We start from the raw sequence: 17,821 nt of genomic DNA on the forward strand, positions 1-17,821 counted from the left end.
GATCCGAGCACAGGAATCCTGGTAAGAGCGGCCGTCAGACCTTCAGCACCAGCTTGCCGAAGTTCTCGCCGCTGAACAGCTTGGCCAGGGTTTCGGGGAAGGTTTCCAGCCCCTCGACGATGTCTTCCTTCGACTTCAGCTTGCCCTCGGCGATCCAGGTCGCCATGTCCTTGAAGCCTTCCTGGAAGCGGTGGGCGTAGTCCATCACCACCATGCCTTCCATGCGCGCGCGGTTGACCAGCAGCGAGAGATAATTGGCCGGGCCGCGCACGGCTTCCTTGTTGTTGTACTGGCTGATCGCACCGCAGATCACCACCCGCGCCTTGGGCGCCAGGCGGGCGAGCACGGCATCGAGGATGTCACCGCCGACGTTGTCGAAGAACACGTTCACGCCCTTGGGGCATTCGCGCTTGAGGCCGGCGTTGACGTCCTCGGCCTTGTAGTCGATGGCGCCGTCGAAGCCCAGTTCATCCACCAGGTAGCGACACTTGTCGGCGCCGCCGGCGATGCCGACCACGCGGCAGCCCTTGATCTTGGCGATCTGCCCGACCACGCTGCCCACCGCGCCGGCGGCACCGGAGACCACCACGGTGTCACCGGCCTGGGGCAGGCCGACGTCGAGGAAGCCGAAGTAGGCAGTCATGCCGGTCATGCCCAGCGCGGACAGGTATAGCGGCAGCGGCGCGCGCTGGCTGTCGACCTTGTAGAAACCCTTGGGCTCGCCGAGGAAGTAATCCTGCACGCCGAGGGCGCCGTTCACTTCGTCGCCGACCTTGAAGTCCGGGTGCTGCGAGGCGATCACCTTGCCCACGCCCAGGGCGCGCATCACGTCGCCGATGGCCACCGGGGCGATGTAGGACTTCGCGTCGTTCATCCAGCCGCGCATGGCCGGGTCCAGCGACAGGTACTGGTTCTTCACCAGGATCTGGCCGGGGCCGGGCTCGCCGACCGGGGTTTCCACGTAGGCGAAGGTGTCGCGGGTGGCGGCGCCGACCGGGCGCTGGGCGAGCTGGAACTGACGGTTGATCTGGGCGGACATGGCAGTGGACTCAGTCAGGGGGAAAGCCTAGGTGATAGTCCGCGCGCGGCGTTGGGGCAAGTTCCGTCCGCCGGGGGAATGTCCGTCCATCGGTTCCAGTGATCCGGATTTGGCCGAATCATCATCGGCATGGATGCAACGACGTCGCCCCGCCTGATAGTGCTTCGCGCCCGCAACGCGCTGGCTAGACTGCGACGGTTATCCCCATTCGCTTCGCAACGCTTTCGAGGAACGCTCATGAGTCAGCTGCTTTCCGGCCAGGTCGCCCTGGTCACCGGCGCCGCCAACGGCATCGGCCGCGCCACCGCCCAGGCCTTCGCCCAGCAGGGCGTGAAGGTCGTGGTTTCCGACGTCGACGCCAAGGGCGGCGAAGGCACCGTCGAGCTGATCCGCGCGGCGGGTGGCGAGGCGACCTTCATCCGTTGCGACGTGACCCGCGACGCCGAGGTCAAGGCGCTGGTGGAAGGCACCGTGGCTGCCTACGGCCGCCTGGACTACGCCTTCAACAACGCCGGCATCGAGATCGAGAAGGGCAAGCTGGCCGATGGCGAGGAGAGCGAGTTCGACGCCATCATGGGCGTCAACGTCAAGGGTGTCTGGCTGTGCATGAAGCACCAGATTCCGGTGATGCTGGAGCAGGGCGGCGGCGCCATCGTCAACACCGCCTCGGTTGCCGGCCTGGGCGCCGCGCCGAAGATGAGCATCTATGCCGCCTCCAAGCACGCGGTGATCGGCCTGACCAAGTCCGCCGCCATCGAGTACGCAAAGAAGAAAATCCGCGTCAACGCGGTGTGCCCGGCGGTGATCGACACCGACATGTTCCGCCGCGCCTACGAGGCCGATCCGAAGAAGGCCGAGTTCGCCGCCGCCATGCACCCGGTGGGTCGCGTCGGCCGCGTCGAGGAAATCGCCTCCGCCGTGCTCTACCTGTGCAGCGATCACGCCGGCTTCACCACCGGTATCGCGCTGCCGGTGGATGGCGGGGCGACGGCGATCTGATCGTCTCGGGGCTGCCCGGTGCTCGGGCTGCCCTCACCATTTTTTCCGTGAGGCACCTGCAGCCCCGTAGGGCGGATAACGCGCCAGCGTTATCCGCCACGAACCATGTGGCGGATAACCTGTTCCAGGTTATGCGCCCTACACGCTGCCGCGATGTGCTCGCGTCTGGCCCCCTCCTGTAGGAGCGGGCCATGCCCGCGATCGCGCGCGTGGCGCGCTCCTACAGCGAGCTCGCCTGCAAGATCCCGCCTCGTTCGCCACAAACTTTCGCATTCTGTTACAGGAAGAAGTGGTATTGGCCTGCAAGGCCAGTTACAAGCGCCCAAGAGGCCGAAACAATCGGCCCATTCCAGTTGGAGAATAATGACAATGACCAACGATCCCTTGCTGACGCTGTTCATGCCCATCGCCCTGGGCATCATCATGCTGGGCCTCGGCCTGTCCCTGACCATCGCCGACTTCGCCCGCGTGGTGCGTTATCCCAAGCCCGTGCTGATCGGCCTGGTGTGCCAGATCATCCTGCTGCCCCTGGCGTGCTTCCTCATTACCCTGGGCTTCGCCCTCGAAGCGGCGCTGGCCGTGGGCATGATGCTGCTCGCCGCATCGCCCGGCGGCACCACCGCCAACCTCTACAGCCACCTGGCCCACGGCGACGTCGCGCTGAACATCACGCTGACCGCGGTGAACTCGGTGATCGCCATCCTCACCATGCCGCTGATCGTGAACATGTCGCTGCTGTACTTCATGAACGACGGCCAGACCATCCCGCTGCAGTTCGCCAAGGTGGTGCAGGTGTTCATCATCGTCCTCGGCCCCGTGGCCATCGGCATGATCGTGCGGCGCCTGCTGCCGGGCGTGGCGGCGGCACTGCAGAAGCCGGTGAAGATCCTCTCCGCGCTGCTGCTGGCGGTGATCATCGGCGTGGCCGTGACCAAGGACTGGCAGACGTTCCTCACCTATGCGCCCATCGTCGGCGCGGCGGCACTGTGCTTCAACCTGCTGAGCCTGGCCGTGGGCTACTGGATTCCGCGCCTGCTCAAGCTGTCCAAGCCGCAATCCATCGCCATCGGCATGGAAATCGGCATCCACAACGGCACCCTCGCCATCGCCCTGGCGCTCAGCCCGATGCTGCTGAACAACAAGACCATGGCGATCCCGGCGGCCATCTACGGCGTGCTGATGTTCTTCACCGCCGGCCTCTTCGGCTGGTGGGTCAGCCGTGGCGTGGCCAAGACCGCACCGGAGCAGGCGCCCGCCTGACGCCCGGATTTTCCCTGTAGGAGCGGGCCATGCCCGCGATCGCGCGCATGGCGCGCTCCTGCAGGTGATCTCAGCGTTAACCGGCTGGCGACAGAACGGGTTGCGTCCGCGACCTTTCCTGCATCGGTCCATCTTCCTACGCAAATGCGACAAGGTACTCGGGAAGCGTCCTGCACCGGCGTCGGAAGAACCGGTAGCATGCCGCATTGCTGTGCCTGCAAGGCCGCCGGTAAGGTTTCCGGGTCGCGACGGTCGTCGTGACCTGGGTGTGGTAACCCGGGGTTTTGTAGGCGCGGAAGCGCCATGGCTGTACGGTTGGCGCTTCTTGTGCCCGCTGTGCGCTGAGCTATGGCGGGCCGTGCAGGGCGGTCTTCGGACCGACCGGGTCCTACAACCGGCTTACCACCCTTGTGCGGCCCGCCACCCTTCGTGTGGTAACGGATGGTTGGCGGTTCACGTCATTGTAGGAGTACAGAAGTATGCATTACCCCGCTTTTACCCCCGCGCACCACCGGCAACCCCCCTCTGGAATTCCTTCTACCGACTAATTGAACTGGCTGAACCCTCGGTGCTCGCCACCCTGCCGGGCACCTGAGATTTGCGGCAGGCCGCCGGGTGTATTGGGAGCCTGGCGGCCCTTTGGACATGGATCGGCGCCCGCGCCCGCGAGCGCGGCAAAGGGAGTTTTCAATGAGAGACAAGAAGGTGCGCAACGCGAGATTCCACCTGTGCCACATTCCGCAGGCCGATGGCTGGCCGGGGCTGGCGCTGGAGTGGCCGATGGATTGCCAGTCGGCCGCTGACGCCGGCGTGGCCCGCGTCGAGCAATGGTTCGCCGAGCGACACAAATCCAACCTCTGGATGGCCTTGCATATGGGGCGACTGGACCAGGGACGAGGCTTCCATCAGGTTGCCTATGAAACGGCTTTCCTCTGGCGCCTGCAGCAACGCCTCATGGCCGCCGCCTCGCCAGCCGTCCTGAAGGTCTGAAGTCTCGGGTTCGAAAGCAAGCTCGCTCCCGTGGAGGCTGGTAGGGCGCCTACCTCCTCCCTGGCATCTCACCGGCTCCTGCGGGAGCGAGCTTGCTTGCGAATCCCCGGCCTCTGTCGTACAGGGCGGCGCCGTGCCTTGCCGGTTGGTTTCTCACGCTCCTGGCAGGTCGTAGGGCGGATAACCCGTTCCGGGTTATCCGCCCTACGTGCTCCGTGGACCCGATACCGCCGGTTGAACGCGACGTAGGATGGGTGGAGCTTGCGATACCCATCGAACCCCAGCAGGGGGCGCATGGGGATCGCGAACTCGCGGAACGCCGCCCTGGCCAACCTGCGAAGGTGCGCGCCTGCTGCCGCTGAGTAGACTCAATCCGGCCAATGCCACGCCGGGGCATCGAACATGCCCTGGTCGCGGATGCGCGTCTGGCCCAGCTCCTTGTCCAGGTGCAGGCAGTTGCACTCGGGGTGTTCCTCCAGCGTGGCGATCAGCCGGCTGGCGTGGGACACGACCCAGACCTGGGTGTGCTTCGAGGCCTCGATGATCAACCGCCCCAGCGCGGGCAGCAGGTCCGGGTGCAGGCTGGTTTCCGGTTCGTTGAGCACCATCAGCGACGGCGGGCGCGGGGTGAGCAGGGCGGCGACCAGCAGCAGGTAGCGCAAGGTGCCGTCGGAGAGCTCCGCCGCGCTCAGCGGACGCAGCAGGCCGTACTGCTTCAGCGCCACGGCGAAGCGTCCGCCGGGCTGGCAGTCGATCTGTAGTTCGGCGCCGGGGAAGGCGTCGGTGATGGCGGTTTCCAGTGCTGTCGTGTTGCCGATTTCTCGAATGGTCTGTAGCGCAGCGGCGAGGTCGCGGCCGTCGTGGTGCAGCACCGGGGTGCGGGTGCCGAGCTGCGGCTGGCGCGCGGGGGCGTCGGCGTCGGTGCGGAAGTGGTCGTAGAAGCGCCAGCCGCGAATCTGCTCGCGCAGCAGCAGGGCTTCGGGGCAGTCCGAGCCGCTGCCGATCTGGGTGAACAGGCTGTCGAAAGTCGGGATGTGCTGTTCCAGCACCTGCCAGCTGCGGCCTTCGCGGGCGCGCAGCATCGGGCCGTTGCGCTCCACCAGTTGCGAGGCGGGGCGGTACCAGGGGCCGGCCCAGATGCTTTCGTGCTTGATCTCCGGGTCCAGGCCGAAGGCGCTGACCACCGGCGGTGGCGGCAGGCCGAGGGCGATGGCGTAGCCGAAATCTTCGCCGGCAAAGCCCAGGCGCAGGCGCTTCACTTCGTTGCGCGGGCCGCCCTGGACTTCCACTTCGCCCGTGCGCATGCGCCGCGAATGGGTTTCCGGCCCGGCCCAGAAGGTGGACTCCAGCCCGCCCTCGCGCGCCAGTGCATTCACCACGCCGCCCTGGGCGGTCTCGGCAAGCAGGCGCAAGGCGCGGTAGAGGTTGGACTTGCCGCTGCCGTTGGCGCCGGTGATCAGGTTCAGCCGGCCCAGCGGCAGCACCAGCGAGTTGATCGAGCGGTAATTGGCGACAGCCAGGGTGTGCAGCATGCGGGGCGATCCGGTTCGGGCAATCGCCCGCATGCTAGCAGAAGGGTTGCGCCTTTACGGCGCGCGGCGCCAGTTCAGCACCAGCTGGGTCAGCAGGCCGGCCACCAGTCCCCAGAAGGCCGAACCGACGGAGAACAAAGTGAAGCCCGAGGCGGTGACCAGGAAGGTGACCATCGCCGCTTCGCGCTGGCGCGCGTCGGCCATGGCATTGGTCAGACCGTTGGTGATCGAACCGAGCAGGGCCAGCGCGGCGATGGACAGCACCAGCGCCTTGGGCAATGCAGCAAACAGCGCGGCCAGGGTGGCGCCGAAGATGCCGGCGATGCCGTAGAACAGCCCGCACCAGAGCGCGGCGGTGTAGCGCTTGTGCGGGTTTTCGTGGGCCTCCGGGCCGGTGCAGATCGCTGCGCTGATGGCCGCCAGGTTGATGCCGTGGGAGCCGAACGGCGCCAGCAGCAGCGAGGCGATGCCGGTGGTGGAGATCAGCGGCGAGGCGGGCACCTGGTAGCCGTCGGCGCGCAGCACGGCGAGGCCGGGCATGTTCTGCGAGGCCATCGCCACGATGAACAGCGGGATGGCGATGCTGATGGTGGCGGCCAGCGAGAAGCTCGGCGTGGTCCACACAGGCCTGGCGACTTCCAGCTGGAAGTGGCTGAAGTTGAGCAGGCCGAGGACGCCGGCCAGGGCTACGCCCACCAGCAGCGCGGCGAACACCGCATAGCGCGGCGACAGGCGCTTGGCGATCAGGTAGCTGACGAACATCGCCACCACCAGCGCCGTCTGCTGCTGCGCGGCGTTGCAGATTTCGATGCAGATGCGGAACAGCACGCCGGCCAGCAGCGCCGAGGCCAGCGAGCCGGGTACCTGGCGCATCAGACGCTCGAAGCTGCCGGTGACGCCGCAGAGGGTGATCAGCGCGGCGCACACGATGAACGCGCCGATGGCCTCGCCGTAAGGCACGCCGGGCAGGCTGCTGATCAGCAGTGCGGCGCCGGGGGTGGACCAGGCGATGACGATCGGCGTGCGGTAGCGCAGGGTCAGGCCGATGGTGGTCAGGGCCATGCCGATGGACAGCGCCCAGATCCACGAGGAAATCTGCGCGGTGGTCAGCCCCGCCGCCTGGCCGGCCTGGAACATCAGCACCAGCGAGCTGGTGTAGCCGGTGAGCATGGCGACGAACCCGGCGACGATGGCGGCGGGGGAGGAGTCTGCCAGCGGGCGCATGGGCGCGCTGGCGGGTGTGGTGTCAGTCATGCACGAACTTCCATCAGGTGCGGGTGAACAGAGGGTAGAGCGAGGCGACCAGCAGCGCCGCCATGCCGACATTGAACAGGCGAAGCCGCAGCGGGTCTTCCAGCCAGCGCCGCAGCAGGCTGCCGAGCACCGTCCAGACGCCCACGCTGGGCAGGTTGACCACGGCGAACAGGGTGGCGATCAGCACCACGTTGCCGATCCAGCTGTTGGCTGGCAGGTAGGTGGCGATAGCGCCAACGGCCATCACCCAGGCCTTGGGGTTGACCCACTGGAAGGCGGCAGCCTGAAGGAAGGTCATCGGCTTGGCGCTGTGCTCGCCCTTGGCTTCGGGCGCGCCGGAACGGGCGATCTTCCACGCCAGGTACAGGAGATAGGCGCCGCCGGCGTAGCGCAGCGCGGTATAGGTGGCCGGGAAGCGCTCGAACAGCTGGTGCAGGCCCAGGCCCACGGCGACCACCAGCAGCAGGAAGCCGATGCTGATGCCGAGCATGTGCGGGATGGTCCGGCGTACGCCGAAGTTCACGCCCGAGGCCAGCAGCATCATGTTGTTGGGGCCGGGGGTGATGGAGGTGACGAAGGCGAACAGCACGAAGGCGCCGAGGAGTTCGAGGGGCATGGCGGTATACCGGTCTAGTTGTAGGACCAGCCTAATCCCGCGGGCTCCAGGCTGTCCCATAACAGCCAGCGGCCGAGTGGCCCGTACAGTGCGAGCGGCAGTGGCGTGCGCGGGAGTGCGCCGGTATGGTGCGGGAAAGCCGTACGACTGATGGAAGATCGCCACCATGGAACAGAATCCCTACGCCGCGCCCAAGGTCGAGCTGGTGGATCAGAGCGCTCCGGGGGCCTTCCTCGCCGGGCGCTGGAACCCCGGCCACCTGCGTCTGCTCGGTTTCCTGAGTCTCGCGCTGCTGCTGTGCAATGTGGTGTTGTTCGCCTTGTCCTTCGCGGCAGCGCTGCATGAGTCGAGTACGTGGCAGCGCTACGAACTCTGGGTCGGCGTGCTCAGCACGGTGCTCGGCTGCTTCCTGCTGTGGCGTACCCGCAGTTTTCTCGAGGATCGCTTCAACGCCCGCGGACTGGCCTGGCCGGTCGGGCTGTCGATCGCCATCGCGCTGGTGATGCAGGTCTACAGCCTGATCTTCGACGAGCAGCTCAGCGGCGAATTCAACGGCGCGCTGATGGGCTTCATGGGGTTGTTCGTGCCCACCGGTATCGTCACGCTGTGGTACGGCATCCGCCTGCTGAAGATCGAGCTGCCGTACCCGTCGGTGAAGGTCATGGGCTGGCTGGAGGTCACCTCCGGGGTGTGCCTGCTCAGCGTCCTGCTGTTCCTGCCCGGTACAGCCCTGGCGATGGCCAGCCTGCTGCCGCTGGCGCTGATGTTCCTGCGCGCCGCCCGCGAGCTGGAAGCCGCTGCCCGCTAGTCTTCGTCCTGCGACCAGGCGATGGCCTGGTTGACCGCCAGCCAGCCGCGCACGGCGTCCTCTCCGGCTTCGTCGAAGGCGCGTTGCAGCAGGCGTCCCTGTTCCTGGCGCAGGGCCTTTTCCAGCTTGCCGCCTTCGGCCGTCAGCTCCAGCAGGCGCCTGCGCTTGTCGTTGTCGCAGGCTTCGCTGCGGATCAGGTCGCGTTCCAGCAACTGGCGCAGCGGCACGTTCAGCGCCTGCTTGGTCACGCCCAGGGCGGACAGCAACTCGCTGACACTCAGCCCCGGATTGCGCGCGATGAAGAACAGGATGCGGTGGTGCACACGGCTCAGGCCGCGACGCTCCAGCATCTCGTCGGGTTTTGCGGTGAAGGCCCGGTAGCTGAAGAAGAAGGCTTCCATGGCCTGGAGTTGCAGGGCATTTTTTATTAGGTCAGGCATATTGACGTATCCGTCTCGGGCGTCGTAGCTTCGGTCAAGCAGTTTGACTCATTCTTCCGTGCTCCCGCTACCGGTGACTCCCATGGCCTTCTCCGAACGCATCGCCCGACTGAAAAGCTCTCTGATCCGTGAAATCCTCGCCGCGGCGCAGCGCCCGGAGGTGATGTCCTTCGCTGGCGGCCTGCCCGCCGAGCCGATGCTGCCGAAGGTGAACTGGGACGCCATGCCCGCAAGCATGGGGCAGTACGGCATGAGTGAAGGGGAGCCGGCGCTGCGCGAAGCCATCGCTGCCGAAGCGCGCGCACTGGGCGTGCCCTGCGAGGCGAGCCAGGTGCTGATCGTCAGCGGCTCGCAGCAGACGCTCGACCTGGCCAGCAAGCTGTTCATCGATCCGGGCACCGAAGTGCTGCTCGAGGCGCCGACCTACCTCGCTGCGCTGCAGGCCTTCCAGCTGTTCGGCGCGAACTGCCTGACCGTGCCGCTGGGCGCCGAAGGCCCGGACGTCGCCGCGCTGCGCCAGCGCCTGGAGACCAGCAAGCCGGCCTTCGCTTACCTGATCCCGACTTTCCAGAACCCGTCCGGCGTGCGTTACAGCGAACAGCGCCGCGATGAGGTGGCCGCCGTGCTCGACGAATTCGGCGTGACCCTGATCGAGGACGAACCCTACCGCGAGCTGGTGTTCGATGAGGGCGCTGCGACCCCGCTGGTCAGCCGCCTGAAGAAGTCGAGCTGGATCTACACCGGCACCGTGTCGAAGACGCTGCTGCCGGGCCTGCGCGTGGGCTTCCTGATCGCCACGCCGGACCTGTTCCCGCATTTGCTGCGGCTGAAGCAGTCCGCCGACCTGCATACCAACCGCGTCGGCCAGTGGCAGGCGTTGCAGTGGTTCGGCACCGAAGCGTACCGTGGCCATCTGGCTGAGCTGCGCGATTTCTACCGCATCCGCCGCGACGCCATGCAGGCGCAGCTGGAGGAGCACTTCGGCGAGCTGGCGGAGTGGAACGTGCCCCAGGGCGGGCTGTTCTTCTGGCTCAGGCTCAAGCAGCCGCTGGACACCCGCACGCTGCTCGACGCGGCGCTGGCGCAGAACGTGGCCTTCATGCCGGGTGAGCCTTTCTTCACCGAACCGGATGCCAATCCCGGCTATTTGCGGCTTAACTTCAGCCACGTGGCGCCCGAACGCGCCGGTGAAGGGCTCCGTCGACTGGCGACGGTGATCCGTGACGCCCAGGCCCAGTGAGGAGATGAGCATGTACACCGTTTACGGCGATCAACTGTCCGGCAACTGCTACAAGGTCAAGCTGGCCCTGCACCTGCTCGGCCTGCCTTACCAGTGGCGCGAGATCAACATCCTCAAGGGCGAGACGCAGACCGCCGAGTTCCTGGCGATGAACCCCAACGGCAAGGTGCCGGTGCTCAAGCTCGAGGACGGCACCTGCCTGTGGGAATCCAACGCCATCCTCAACTTCCTCGCCGATGGCAGCGAGCTGCTGCCCAGCGAACCGCGCCTGCGCACTCAGGTGCTGCAATGGCAGTTCTTCGAGCAGTACAGTCATGAGCCGTACGTGGCGGTGGCGCGCTTCATCGAGTTCTACCTCGGCCTGCCCGAGGAGCGCCGCGAGGAATACGCGCGCTGCCACAAGGGCGGCTACAAGGCGCTGAAGGTGATGGAGAAGCAGCTGGAGCAGACGCCTTATCTGGTGGGCGACACCTACTCCATCGCCGATATCACCCTGTACGCCTACACCCATGTGGCTCACCAGGGCGGCTTCGACCTGTCGAACTTCCCGGCGATCAACGCGTGGCTGGCGCGGGTGGCGGATCACCCGCGGCATGTGGGCATGCAGGACTGATCTGCGCCTTGCTTTTTGAAAACGCCGCTTCCCTGGAAGCGGCGTTTTTCGTTGTGCGCCCGGTGCTCCTACAGGTTGATCCGGGCGTCGGTGAAGAAAACCGGCAAAACGCCATCAGACGAATCCGAAAAAACCGCTCTAAACCGCGGATTCCGGCGCTTTGGGGTTGACCGGCATCATGGCGGCTTTTTGTCGCCCTCCCTAATCTGGACGCGCTGCCATGCGGGATGTACCGATGTGGCCGGGCGCGAGCGGCAGGCAGTCTCGTCGCCTGGCATGGGGAGGGAAAAGATGGCCTATCTGGTCTGGCAGGCGGATCTCGACACCGGGATCGGAGTGATCGACGCACAGCACAAGCGCATCGTCGAAATGATCAACCAGCTGCACGAGGCCCAGGCCCATCACGATCGAGCGATGCTCGGCGGCGTGATCGAGGAACTGGTCGACTACACCATCTCGCACTTCGCCTTCGAGGAGACCCTGCTGGAGGACTCCGGCTACCAGTTCACCCGCGCGCACAAGAAGGTCCATGAACTCTTCATCAAGCGCGTTTCCGATTACCGCACGCGTTTCGAGGCCGGCGAGGACGTCGCCGAGGAGCTCAAGGGCCTGCTCGGCCGCTGGCTGTTCAACCATATCCGCAACGACGACGCCAACTATGTGGAGGCGGTGAAGGCGACCATGCACGAGCTGACCCGCGACCAGGGCCACGGTGGCTGGCTTTCGCGCTCGATGAAGCGATTCTTCGGCTGAATCGCCCGCTGTTTCGGCAGTGAATGCCGACGCGAATCGCCCCTGGCTGGCTATGCTCTGTGCACAACTACAAGCTATGCCACGGGGGTATTCGCATATGAAGACGCTGTTGAAGTCACTGCTGCTGCTTTCCTTCCTGTCGTCCTTCCCATTGTTCGCCGCCCAGTCGAGCGCCACGTCAGGCTCTGACGACCAGCGCGCCAAGGCGCTGCTGTCCAAGGCGGTGGCTGCCTACAAGCAGGACGGCGACAAGGCCTTCGCCGCATTCAGTCGCCAGGGCGAATTCGTCGATGGCGACCTCTATGTGTTCGTGGTGGACAGCAAGGGCACCATGCTCGCCAGCGGCGGGCCGTCGGTGGTGCTGATCGACCGCGACGTTTCCTCGACGCTCGATCCTTCGTTGCAGGAGCAGTTCGCCAAGGCCTTGAAGTCGCCGGAAACCGGCAAGGTGCAGCAGGCCGACTACCGCTGGAAGAACTGGGCGGACGGCAAGGTGGAGCGCAAGCACGTCTATTACCAGCGCGTCGGTGAGCGCTTCCTCGCGGTGGGCTACTACATCCCGCGCGCCTCGGCGCAGCAGGCGGTGTCCATGCTGGACAAGGCGGTGAAGGCCGTCGAAGCCGACCCGCAAGCGGCCTTCAAGCAGATCACCGCACGGGACAAGGCCTTCATCGAGGATGATCTCTACGTCTTCGTGGTCGACCTGGAGTCCTCGAAGTTCGTCGCCCACGGCTTCAATACCCGTATGGTCGGCACCGACTTCGACTCGTTGAAGGACCCGGGCGGCAACCCCATCGGCCACGCCATGCTGGAACTGGTGAAGGCCAAGGGCGAGGCGGAGTTCGAGTACCAGTGGCGCAACCCGGTGACCAGCAAGGTGGAGAACAAGCACGCCTTCCTGCGCAAGGCCGGGCACTACCTGGTGGCGGTGGGTTACTACACCCGCTGATGCCTTCTTGCAGGCACAAAAAACCGGCCCGAGGGCCGGTTTTTTCATGGCGGCGGTTCGCGATCAGCGGATCAGGCTGAGGAACTCGCTGCGGGTGGCGGCGTTCTCGCGGAACTCGCCGAGCATCACCGAGGTGACCATGGAGGAATTCTGCTTCTCCACACCGCGCATCATCATGCACATGTGCTTGGCCTCGATCACCACGGCCACGCCCAGGGCGCCGGTGACCTGCTGCACGGCCTCGGCGATCTGCCGCGACATGTTTTCCTGGATCTGCAGGCGGCGGGCGTACATGTCGACGATGCGCGCGACCTTGGACAGGCCCAGCACCTTGCCGTTGGGGATGTAGGCGACGTGGGCCTTGCCGATGAAGGGCAGCAGGTGGTGCTCGCACAGCGAGTAGAGCTCGATGTCCTTGACCAGCACCATTTCGCTGTTGTCGGAGCTGAACAGGGCGCCGTTGACGATCTCCTCCAGCGTCTGCTGGTAGCCGCGGCAAAGGTACTGCATGGCCTTGGCGGCACGCTTGGGCGTGTCGACCAGACCTTCGCGGGTGACGTCCTCACCAAGCTGGCTGAGGATCGCGGAGTAGTTTTGTTCCAGGGACATGATCTACCTGTGGCAATGACAAAAATAAAAACCGTGGCGCAGGGTAGGGCGCTCAGCCCCCTCTGGCAAGGCCCGCGCGCCGGTTGGCGCGTTATGGCTGCCGGTTTGGCGCCAGGCGCTGCGCCCAGCCCTCGGCCCATTGCGCCAGCGGCAGGCAGTGCAGCGCCAGCTCCTGGCCCTGCTCGGAAAGCTGGTAGCCGTCCGCGCCGTTTTCCACCAGCTGCGCCTCGCGCAGTTCGCCCAGACGGGTATTGAGCACCGAGGGCGAGAGGCCTTCGCAGCGCGCCTGCAGCTCGCGGAAACTCGCCGGCCCCTGGTGCAATTCCCAGAGCACGCGCAGGCTCCAGCGGCGGCCGAGCAGGTCGAGCAGCGCCATGATCGGCCGGCCGCTGTCGGAGCCGCGTACGGGGTTGCCGGGGAGGGGAAGTGTCATCGACTCTCCTTGCTACTTTTTCAGTAGCGGTCTAGCTTGATTGCTACTTAATTGATAGCAGTCGGAGGCGCATCATGACACAACCGCGTATCGAGCCGTTGCAACCGCCGTTCCCCGAAGACCAGCAAGCCGCGTTCACCCGGATCATGCCGACCGGCGTGGAGCCGCTGAAGCTGTTCCGTACCATGGCGCATAACCCGCGGGTGCTGCAGCGCTTCTTCGCCGGCGGCTTGCTGGACCGCGGCAGCATCGCCCTGGAGGACCGTGAGTTGCTGATCCTGCGCACCACCGCGCGCTGCGGCGCGGAATACGAGTGGGGCGTGCACGTGGCGTTCTATACCGGCAAGACCGGCTTCAGCGAGGAGCAACTGGCCGACACCTGCCGCGCAACACCGGACGCTGCGTTGTGGAGCCCCGCGCAGCGGGCTCTGCTGGCGCTGGCGGACAGCCTGCACGACAGCTCGACCGTGAACGACCAGCTGTGGGCGTGGCTGAGCGAGCACTTCAGCGCTGATCAGTTGATCGAGTGCCTGATGGTGGTGGGGTTCTACCATTCGGTGTCGTTCGTGGTGAACGGCCTGAAGGTGGAGCGGGAAAGCTACGGCGCGCGTTTTCCCGTCTGATTACTCGTCGCGGCCTTCCAGCATGGTGCGCCGCAGCATCACGTAGATCGCCCCGGTGCCGCCGTGGCGTGGCAGGCAGGAGGTGAAGCCGAGCACCTGCGGGTGCTGGCGCAGCCAGGTATTCACGTGGCTCTTCACCATCGGGCTGCGGCCATCGACGCGAGCGGCCTTGCCATGGGTGACACGGACGCAGCGGATCTCGAAACGAGTGGCTTCGGCGATGAAGTCCCAGAGGGTTTCGCGGGCGGTCTCGATCTTCATGCCGTGCAGGTCGAGGCTGCCCTCGAAGGCGATCTGGCCGGCCTTGAGCTTGCGGATCTGGCCTTCCTGGACGCCGTCGCGGGCCCAGTAGAGTTCGTCTTCGGGGCCGACGTCGATGACGAACTGGTCGGACAGGCCGTCCACCCGGATGTTCTCGGTACGCACGGTCGCGTTCTGCCGCAGCTCCTTGAGCTGCTTGCGGTCGGCCTTGGGCTTGCCGGTGTCGGCCTGATCCACGGTGATGCGCTTGACGCCGCGCATCTCGCGGGCGAACTGGGAAAAATCGTCGTCTTGCATGCGCACCTCCTCGAAGAGCCGCGCAGTCTAACGGATCGTGCCGGTCCTGCGGAAATTCGCCCAGGAATTCAGTTGCGGCGCTTCATCAGTCGCGGCGACAGGCTCAGGCCGTCGCGGCCACGGGCACGGCGGCGGGCGGCGCGCCAGAAGGTGACGCCCAGCCAGAGACATAACAGGCCGATGACCAGCAGCACGGCGCCAGCGCCCGGTTCGATGTGCAGGACGCCCACCGCGGGCTGGCGGCGGAGCAGGGCGGCGACGCCGGCCATGCTGGACAGGATGCCGAAGGTGGCGATCACCGCGGCAATCGCGGCGGCAAAGCGCCAGCGCCAGCGCCCCGGTCGTTTCGGGCGCAGGCTGGGTGGGTCGAACTTCTCGGTCATCTTCATCCCGACTTCCTCATCTGTTGAACGAGGCTATGACCGGTGGGGAGGGGTGGGGTTCCAACCCCAGGGTCGGGAAGCACGGCGAACCCGCTGGGTGAGCGGGTTCGCGGGCTTTCGCGCCTAAGCTGAGCCTAACCCCGGGCGCTTGTCGCTGCCGCCCGTCGGGACGAGTGGCTTCAGACCAGCGCCTGGGCCTGTGCGACCACGGCGGCGAAGTTGTCGCCCAGGGCGGCGATTTCCGCGCGGTGCAGGTCGCGGGCGGCGAGCACGCCACCTTCGGGGGTGGGGATGTCGCGGGTGGCGCAGGCCGCGTCCACCAGGGTGCAGCGGTAGCCGTAGTCCTTGGCGGCGCGGACGGTGGTGCTGATGCTGGAGTGGGTCATGAACCCGCAGACGATCAGGTCCAGGCGGCCGCTGGCCTGCAGGCGGTCATGCAGGTCGGTGCCGGCGAAGGCGTTGGGCAGGCGCTTGTCCACCACCACCTCGCCAGGCAGTGGAGCCAGCTCCGGCAGGAAGCGGCCGCGCGGGCCCTGCGGGTCGAGCAGGCCACCGACCACGCCCAGGTGATGCACATGGACGATGGGAGTGCCCATGTTCCGGGCCGTCTCCAGCAGCAGGCGAATCTGCGCCACCGCCGCGTCCAGGTCAGGCAGGGCGAGCACGCCGCTGCGGTATTCCTCCTGGGCGTCGATGATCAACAGAGTGCTCTGGCGCAGGGTGGCCGGCGGATATCCGCGCCCACTGATCTGCAGCATGCTGAGCGGATGGGACATGTCTGGACTCCTGTAAATGCATGTTCACTCATTGTGGGCCGTAACGCGTCCGCTGTGAATCTTTGCGAACTCGCGCCAAAGTGGTATTGGCATTCTTCTCAGGAACCGCCCGGAGGCGCCCCAGAGCCCCCGCGTTCCGCTAGAATGCGCCCCTTTTTGCGAGCTGCGAGGACTGCTGCCGTGACCGAATCCCGTTTGCTGACCCTGCGTGACCACATCCGCTGGGCCGTCAGCCGCTTCCACGCCGAGGAACTGTTCTTTGGCCACGGTACCGACAACGCCTGGGACGAAGCCCGCCAGCTGGTGCTGGGCGCGCTGCACCTGCCCTGGGAAATGGCCGATGCCTACCTGGACTGCCGCCTCGAGGACGAGGAGCGCGACTACCTGATGCACCTGCTGCGCCGGCGCATCGAGGAGCGCGTGCCGACCGCCTACCTGCTGGGCGAAGCCTGGTTCTGCGGCATGCCTTTCGTGGTGGACGAGCGCGTACTCGTGCCGCGCTCGCCCATCGCCGAGCTGATCGAACGCCGCTTCGAGCCCTGGCTGGCGGCCGACCCGACGAGAATCCTCGACCTTTGCACGGGTTCGGGCTGCATCGGGATCGCCTGTGCCAGCGCCTTCCCGGACTCCGAGGTGGTGCTGGGCGACCTGTCGTTCGATGCCCTGGAAGTGGCCAACATCAACATCGAGCGCCACGAGCTCGGCGAGCGCGTCTATACCGTGCAGGGTGATGGTTTCGAAGGCCTGCCGGGCCAGCGTTTCGACCTGATCGTGTCGAACCCGCCCTATGTCGACGCCGAAGACTTCGCCGACATGCCGGCCGAATACCACCACGAGCCCGAGCTGGGCCTGGCCTGCGGCAACGACGGCCTGGACCTGGTGCGGCGCATGCTGGCCGAGGCCGGGGACCACCTGACCGAACGCGGCACGCTGGTGGTGGAAGTGGGCAACAGCCAGGTGCACGTGGCGGCCCTCTACCCGGAAGTGGACTTCACCTGGCTGGACTTCGAGTACGGCGGCCACGGCGTGTTCCTGCTTTCAGCGCAGCAGTGCCGCGAGCATCAGGAGCTGTTCAGGTCGCGGATCAAAGCCTGAATGAACCTGTAGGAGCGGGCCATGCCCGTGATCGCGCCCATGGGGCGCTCCTACAGGGAATCGCCACGCCTCAGTGCGTGGCGATCCAGATCAGCAGACCGGCCTGGAACACGGCGAACACCGTCAGGCAGGCAATGGTGAAGCGCAGGCTGGTGTCGTCGCGGCGGAAGGTCTCGATGCGTTGTTCCAGCCGGCGGATTTCGTTGGACTGGGTGGCGAGGTTCTGGTCGGCCTGTTCCAGCATGGAGCCGGCCTCCAGCAGCGGCAGTATCTGCACCTTCTCCTTGTGCCAGTCGTCATACAGCTCGCTGACCCGGCCGACGCTGTAGCGCGCCTTCAGCAACCGCGAGTCTTCGTAGATCACGTCGAAGCCCTGGGCGCGCAGGAAGTGGTCGCGGCGCTGCCGGGCCTCTTCGTTGGGCGTGTCCTTCATCGCCAGCGCGCCGCCCTCGACGCGGTAGTGTGACCACTTCTTTTTCGCCCAGGCCACCCCCTGGGCCAGCAGGAAGCGCCCGAGGCCGCGGTTCAGCGGATCGGTGGCAAAGCCTGAATCGGCGCCAAAGCGCACTTCCTTGTTGCGGTGGTCCGCCCAGACCTCCAGCAGGTTCACCTCCTTGCGCAGCACCTGGCCGGGCACCTGAACGGTCAGGCGCAGCAGGCTCTGCTCGGCGTTGTGGCGTTCCACCCGGCCGAGCTGGACGAAGCGCAGCGGGCGCGCACCGGTGCTGCGGTCGGTGGGCAGCGGCGCCAGGCGCAGCAGGCGATAGTGTTCCGGCGCCAGCTCGGCCCACGGGTGCGGGCGGGCGGCGGCCTCGTCGGCGGCGACGGCGGTCTGTTCGGCTTCAGTCATG

General features: G+C 66.2%; 21 protein-coding genes. 10 read left to right on the forward strand and 11 right to left on the reverse strand.

Translation table 11 applies throughout. The features are described from left to right. Nucleotides 1–34: 34 nt before the first annotated feature. The gene (locus IB261_RS10010; RefSeq protein WP_081520648.1) at nt 35–1,039 is read right to left on the reverse strand and encodes an NADP-dependent oxidoreductase; all 1,005 of its coding nucleotides are present in this window, start codon (nt 1,037–1,039) and stop codon (nt 35–37) included. Nucleotides 1,040–1,276: 237 nt separating this feature from the next. On the opposite strand from IB261_RS10010, the gene IB261_RS10015 reads away from it, so the two are divergent. The 3 genes from IB261_RS10015 to IB261_RS10025 all read left to right on the forward strand — a co-directional run bounded on the left by IB261_RS10015 (nt 1,277) and on the right by IB261_RS10025 (nt 4,288). Next, nucleotides 1,277–2,038: an SDR family oxidoreductase gene (locus IB261_RS10015; protein ID WP_081520647.1), complete on the forward strand. Its 762-nt coding sequence runs from the start codon at nt 1,277–1,279 to the stop codon at nt 2,036–2,038. Between the two features lie 369 nt (nt 2,039–2,407). Then, the gene (locus IB261_RS10020; RefSeq protein ID WP_081520646.1) at nt 2,408–3,298 is read left to right on the forward strand and encodes a bile acid:sodium symporter family protein; all 891 of its coding nucleotides are present in this window, start codon (nt 2,408–2,410) and stop codon (nt 3,296–3,298) included. Between the two features lie 690 nt (nt 3,299–3,988). After that, the gene (locus tag IB261_RS10025; protein ID WP_192222917.1) at nt 3,989–4,288 is read left to right on the forward strand and encodes a LasR-specific antiactivator QslA; all 300 of its coding nucleotides are present in this window, start codon (nt 3,989–3,991) and stop codon (nt 4,286–4,288) included. Between the two features lie 368 nt (nt 4,289–4,656). Here IB261_RS10025 and IB261_RS10030 read toward each other — a convergent pair whose 3' ends face one another. From IB261_RS10030 to IB261_RS10040, 3 genes are read right to left on the reverse strand one after another with little or no spacing between them, the layout of a single operon-like run. After that, complete coding sequence (locus IB261_RS10030; protein WP_081520645.1) at nt 4,657–5,820, reverse strand: AAA family ATPase; 1,164 nt, start codon at nt 5,818–5,820, stop codon at nt 4,657–4,659. Nucleotides 5,821–5,874: 54 nt separating this feature from the next. Continuing rightward, nucleotides 5,875–7,074, reverse strand: a complete 1,200-nt coding sequence (locus tag IB261_RS10035) for a benzoate/H(+) symporter BenE family transporter (RefSeq protein WP_081520644.1) — start codon at nt 7,072–7,074, stop codon at nt 5,875–5,877. 13 nt (nt 7,075–7,087) lie between these two features. Continuing rightward, the gene (locus tag IB261_RS10040) at nt 7,088–7,690 is read right to left on the reverse strand and encodes a LysE family translocator (RefSeq protein WP_081520643.1); all 603 of its coding nucleotides are present in this window, start codon (nt 7,688–7,690) and stop codon (nt 7,088–7,090) included. 166 nt (nt 7,691–7,856) lie between these two features. Here IB261_RS10040 and IB261_RS10045 point away from each other — a divergent pair, with 166 nt between their 5' ends. Beyond that, the gene (locus IB261_RS10045) at nt 7,857–8,498 is read left to right on the forward strand and encodes a hypothetical protein (protein WP_081520642.1); all 642 of its coding nucleotides are present in this window, start codon (nt 7,857–7,859) and stop codon (nt 8,496–8,498) included. On the opposite strand, the gene IB261_RS10050 is transcribed toward IB261_RS10045, so the two are convergent. Beyond that, the gene (locus IB261_RS10050) at nt 8,495–8,938 is read right to left on the reverse strand and encodes a MarR family transcriptional regulator (protein WP_081520641.1); all 444 of its coding nucleotides are present in this window, start codon (nt 8,936–8,938) and stop codon (nt 8,495–8,497) included. The genes IB261_RS10045 and IB261_RS10050 overlap by 4 nt on opposite strands. Nucleotides 8,939–9,020: 82 nt before the next feature. Here IB261_RS10050 and IB261_RS10055 point away from each other — a divergent pair, with 82 nt between their 5' ends. The 4 genes from IB261_RS10055 (at nt 9,021) to IB261_RS10070 (ending at nt 12,493) form a co-directional block, all read left to right on the forward strand. Further along, complete coding sequence (locus tag IB261_RS10055) at nt 9,021–10,178, forward strand: aminotransferase-like domain-containing protein (protein ID WP_192383215.1); 1,158 nt, start codon at nt 9,021–9,023, stop codon at nt 10,176–10,178. Nucleotides 10,179–10,188: 10 nt separating this feature from the next. Beyond that, a complete protein-coding gene (locus tag IB261_RS10060; RefSeq protein ID WP_081520639.1) occupies nt 10,189–10,791 on the forward strand; it encodes a glutathione S-transferase family protein in 603 nt (200 codons plus the stop codon). Nucleotides 10,792–11,082: 291 nt separating this feature from the next. After that, nucleotides 11,083–11,544: a bacteriohemerythrin gene (locus IB261_RS10065; protein ID WP_081520638.1), complete on the forward strand. Its 462-nt coding sequence runs from the start codon at nt 11,083–11,085 to the stop codon at nt 11,542–11,544. A 97-nt stretch (nt 11,545–11,641) separates the two neighbouring features. Then, nucleotides 11,642–12,493: a cache domain-containing protein gene (locus IB261_RS10070; RefSeq protein ID WP_225606132.1), complete on the forward strand. Its 852-nt coding sequence runs from the start codon at nt 11,642–11,644 to the stop codon at nt 12,491–12,493. A 63-nt stretch (nt 12,494–12,556) separates the two neighbouring features. Here IB261_RS10070 and folE read toward each other — a convergent pair whose 3' ends face one another. Continuing rightward, nucleotides 12,557–13,102 carry a GTP cyclohydrolase I FolE gene (gene folE / locus IB261_RS10075; protein ID WP_024765420.1) on the reverse strand — a complete coding sequence of 182 codons (546 nt, stop codon included), beginning with the start codon at nt 13,100–13,102 and terminating at the stop codon, nt 12,557–12,559. A 91-nt stretch (nt 13,103–13,193) separates the two neighbouring features. After that, a complete protein-coding gene (locus tag IB261_RS10080; protein WP_081520637.1) occupies nt 13,194–13,535 on the reverse strand; it encodes a winged helix-turn-helix transcriptional regulator in 342 nt (113 codons plus the stop codon). A 74-nt stretch (nt 13,536–13,609) separates the two neighbouring features. Between IB261_RS10080 and IB261_RS10085 the strand changes: the two genes are divergently transcribed. After that, nucleotides 13,610–14,158: a carboxymuconolactone decarboxylase family protein gene (locus tag IB261_RS10085; protein WP_192222923.1), complete on the forward strand. Its 549-nt coding sequence runs from the start codon at nt 13,610–13,612 to the stop codon at nt 14,156–14,158. Here the strand turns inward: IB261_RS10085 and IB261_RS10090 are convergent, their stop codons facing one another. The 3 genes from IB261_RS10090 to IB261_RS10100 form a co-directional block, all read right to left on the reverse strand. Next, nucleotides 14,159–14,716 carry a Smr/MutS family protein gene (locus tag IB261_RS10090; protein WP_151186519.1) on the reverse strand — a complete coding sequence of 186 codons (558 nt, stop codon included), beginning with the start codon at nt 14,714–14,716 and terminating at the stop codon, nt 14,159–14,161. 68 nt (nt 14,717–14,784) lie between these two features. Further along, entirely contained in the window at nt 14,785–15,105 is a 321-nt protein-coding gene (locus IB261_RS10095; RefSeq protein ID WP_151186520.1) for a hypothetical protein, read from the reverse strand. Nucleotides 15,106–15,278: 173 nt separating this feature from the next. Beyond that, the gene (locus tag IB261_RS10100) at nt 15,279–15,875 is read right to left on the reverse strand and encodes a cysteine hydrolase family protein (protein ID WP_081520633.1); all 597 of its coding nucleotides are present in this window, start codon (nt 15,873–15,875) and stop codon (nt 15,279–15,281) included. Between the two features lie 180 nt (nt 15,876–16,055). Between IB261_RS10100 and prmB the strand changes: the two genes are divergently transcribed. Next, nucleotides 16,056–16,970, forward strand: a complete 915-nt coding sequence (prmB, locus tag IB261_RS10105) for a 50S ribosomal protein L3 N(5)-glutamine methyltransferase (protein ID WP_192383213.1) — start codon at nt 16,056–16,058, stop codon at nt 16,968–16,970. A 70-nt stretch (nt 16,971–17,040) separates the two neighbouring features. Here prmB and IB261_RS10110 read toward each other — a convergent pair whose 3' ends face one another. After that, entirely contained in the window at nt 17,041–17,820 is a 780-nt protein-coding gene (locus tag IB261_RS10110) for a hypothetical protein (protein ID WP_151186521.1), read from the reverse strand. Nucleotide 17,821 lies beyond the last annotated feature (1 nt).

Origin of the sequence: Pseudomonas sp. PDM20 (genome assembly GCF_014852575.3) — a bacterium.
Classification (GTDB): Bacteria; Pseudomonadota; Gammaproteobacteria; order Pseudomonadales; family Pseudomonadaceae; genus Pseudomonas.

Coding starts and splice junctions, on each gene's coding strand:
- IB261_RS10010 (WP_081520648.1), bottom strand. CDS start 1,039: ATGTCCGCCCAGATCAACCGTCAGTTCCAGCTCGCCCAGCGCCCGGTC.
- IB261_RS10015 (WP_081520647.1), top strand. CDS start 1,277: ATGAGTCAGCTGCTTTCCGGCCAGGTCGCCCTGGTCACCGGCGCCGCC.
- IB261_RS10020 (WP_081520646.1), top strand. CDS start 2,408: ATGACCAACGATCCCTTGCTGACGCTGTTCATGCCCATCGCCCTGGGC.
- IB261_RS10025 (WP_192222917.1), top strand. CDS start 3,989: ATGAGAGACAAGAAGGTGCGCAACGCGAGATTCCACCTGTGCCACATT.
- IB261_RS10030 (WP_081520645.1), bottom strand. CDS start 5,820: ATGCTGCACACCCTGGCTGTCGCCAATTACCGCTCGATCAACTCGCTG.
- IB261_RS10035 (WP_081520644.1), bottom strand. CDS start 7,074: ATGACTGACACCACACCCGCCAGCGCGCCCATGCGCCCGCTGGCAGAC.
- IB261_RS10040 (WP_081520643.1), bottom strand. CDS start 7,690: ATGCCCCTCGAACTCCTCGGCGCCTTCGTGCTGTTCGCCTTCGTCACC.
- IB261_RS10045 (WP_081520642.1), top strand. CDS start 7,857: ATGGAACAGAATCCCTACGCCGCGCCCAAGGTCGAGCTGGTGGATCAG.
- IB261_RS10050 (WP_081520641.1), bottom strand. CDS start 8,938: ATGCCTGACCTAATAAAAAATGCCCTGCAACTCCAGGCCATGGAAGCC.
- IB261_RS10055 (WP_192383215.1), top strand. CDS start 9,021: ATGGCCTTCTCCGAACGCATCGCCCGACTGAAAAGCTCTCTGATCCGT.
- IB261_RS10060 (WP_081520639.1), top strand. CDS start 10,189: ATGTACACCGTTTACGGCGATCAACTGTCCGGCAACTGCTACAAGGTC.
- IB261_RS10065 (WP_081520638.1), top strand. CDS start 11,083: ATGGCCTATCTGGTCTGGCAGGCGGATCTCGACACCGGGATCGGAGTG.
- IB261_RS10070 (WP_225606132.1), top strand. CDS start 11,642: ATGAAGACGCTGTTGAAGTCACTGCTGCTGCTTTCCTTCCTGTCGTCC.
- folE (WP_024765420.1), bottom strand. CDS start 13,102: ATGTCCCTGGAACAAAACTACTCCGCGATCCTCAGCCAGCTTGGTGAG.
- IB261_RS10080 (WP_081520637.1), bottom strand. CDS start 13,535: ATGACACTTCCCCTCCCCGGCAACCCCGTACGCGGCTCCGACAGCGGC.
- IB261_RS10085 (WP_192222923.1), top strand. CDS start 13,610: ATGACACAACCGCGTATCGAGCCGTTGCAACCGCCGTTCCCCGAAGAC.
- IB261_RS10090 (WP_151186519.1), bottom strand. CDS start 14,716: ATGCAAGACGACGATTTTTCCCAGTTCGCCCGCGAGATGCGCGGCGTC.
- IB261_RS10095 (WP_151186520.1), bottom strand. CDS start 15,105: ATGAAGATGACCGAGAAGTTCGACCCACCCAGCCTGCGCCCGAAACGA.
- IB261_RS10100 (WP_081520633.1), bottom strand. CDS start 15,875: ATGTCCCATCCGCTCAGCATGCTGCAGATCAGTGGGCGCGGATATCCG.
- IB261_RS10110 (WP_151186521.1), bottom strand. CDS start 17,820: ATGACTGAAGCCGAACAGACCGCCGTCGCCGCCGACGAGGCCGCCGCC.